Annotated in this window: 3 protein-coding genes; 2 read left to right on the top strand and 1 reads right to left on the bottom strand. The window is 56.4% G+C overall.

The window, feature by feature from the left end; genetic code table 11:
- Positions 1 to 207: transposase zinc-binding domain-containing protein (locus BBW68_RS11815; RefSeq protein ID WP_186821329.1), on the bottom strand; the 207-nt coding region annotated here is incomplete at its 3' end.
- Between the two features lie 366 nt (positions 208 to 573).
- Here BBW68_RS11815 and BBW68_RS11810 point away from each other — a divergent pair.
- On the top strand, positions 574 to 1,197 hold the full coding sequence (locus BBW68_RS11810) for a carbonic anhydrase (RefSeq protein WP_186821328.1): 624 nt from the start codon (positions 574 to 576) through the stop codon (positions 1,195 to 1,197).
- The coding region (locus BBW68_RS11805) for a SulP family inorganic anion transporter (RefSeq protein ID WP_148127651.1) at positions 1,194 to 1,722 on the top strand (529 nt) is incomplete at its 3' end. The genes BBW68_RS11810 and BBW68_RS11805, both read left to right, overlap by 4 nt.

The following is a 1,722-nucleotide window of genomic DNA, read 5'->3' as shown; positions in this document are numbered from 1 at the left end:
ACAGCTCTGGCAGAAGAAGCGGGAGTGGGTACAGTCAGGTGAAGCGCAGCAGTAGCGGCGCACACCCATAGCGCAGGTGCCGCAGGCGCGCATGCGCTCAACGGCGAGTGGGGTCCACTGGCTGACGCTGTCGCCATGTTTTTCGAGATAGCGGTTCCAGCCGTCATCGACGGTGAAAAGGAGTTTGGCGGGACGCGGGATATACATGGAGCTGAGTATAAAGCGGAGCTCCGGTCATGCAAAGCACCGGAACGGCGAAGCCGTGACGCTCGCCCTGTAAGGGCGCTACGTTCAATAGCAGGCTGGGCTGAATACCGTGCAGGCAAGCGACATGGGAAACATTCATGCCCGGCTTCATCGTTTGCTGGATGATGGCGAGTTAGTGTTAAACATATATTTAAGCCTATCTCTTATCTGGAGATACAGCTACTGTCTGGTGTTTCAGAGGGCTACATCAGTTAGTTAGGATTAGTCTTAATCCATTTCTATTAACTAAGATGTTAAAACTTATTTTCAGGCCCATCGATTTAATCGATGACAGTGATAATCCGTTTTGCGGAAAGAGAGGCTCTTTTGACGACACTTAAACCCTTGTTAGCTAAAAATCGCAGTTGGGCATTACAGCGACGCCAACGTCATCCGCACTATTTCCAGCAAAATGTAGACGGGCAGCAGCCGCACTCATTGTGGATTGGCTGTTCCGACAGTCGCGTCCCGGCCGAAGTGCTGACCGGGGCGCATCCCGGCGAGTTATTCGTGCATCGCAATATCGCCAATATGGTGGTTAGTAATGACGATAACTTTATGAGCGTATTGCAGTATGCAATTGAATACCTAAAGGTTTCTCGCATCGTGCTGTGCGGTCACTACGGCTGTGGCGGGGTGCAGGCGGCGCTGACGCTGCCGGATATTCCGCTATACGATGAGAACTCTGCGCTGGCGCGGCGCATCACTCAGCTGCGCGAGGCGCTGTCGCCCGATCTTGCTGCGCTGAATGCGCAAGAGAAGCAGAGTGAGCATCTCAACCGGTTGGTGGAGGCTAACGTGCTGGCGCAGTTTGCCCAGCTAGTCAAAACCAGCCCGGTACTGAAAGCCTGGCGCGAGAATAGCGATCTTGACCTGTTTGGCTGCGTCTATGACCTGTACAGCGGCCATCTGAAGGAGCTCATTCAGCAAACAGAGGAGGCCAGCGCGTGAACCTGAAAACCTTACGACAGGATATTCCGGCCGGACTGGTGGTGTTTCTGGTGGCGCTGCCGCTGTGCCTTGGCATTGCGCAGGCCAGCGGACTGCCGCCATTTGTGGGACTTTTGACCGGCGTGGTCGGCGGACTGGTGGTGACCGCTTTCAGTCCGTCAAAGTTTGCCGTTAGCGGACCGGCGGCCGGGCTGGTGACCATCGTCACTGGGGCGATTGAAACGCTGGGGTCGTTCTCTGCGCTGCTGCTGGCGCTGATTATCGCCGGGGTGCTGCAGTTTATGTTCGGCATGTTGCGCGCCGGGCGCTTTATCAGCCTAGTGCCGGGCACGGTGATCAAAGGCATGCTGGCGGCAATTGGTATTCTGCTGATCTTCCAACAGATCCCGGTGGCGCTGGGCGCAAAAGGGGAGAGCGACTTAGCCTCGCTGTTGACTGGCGGTTCGCTCAACATATCCCTGCCGGCGGTGTCGGTGTCGCTGGGCGGGCTGTTGTTCCTCTGGCTGTGGCCCACGCCCGCCGTGA

It is taken from the genome of Candidatus Erwinia dacicola (genome assembly GCF_001756855.1).
Classification (GTDB): domain Bacteria; phylum Pseudomonadota; class Gammaproteobacteria; order Enterobacterales; family Enterobacteriaceae; genus Erwinia; species Erwinia dacicola.
The sequence above is the reverse complement of the archived record's forward strand: the minus strand, read 5'-3'. Positions and strand labels throughout refer to the sequence as shown.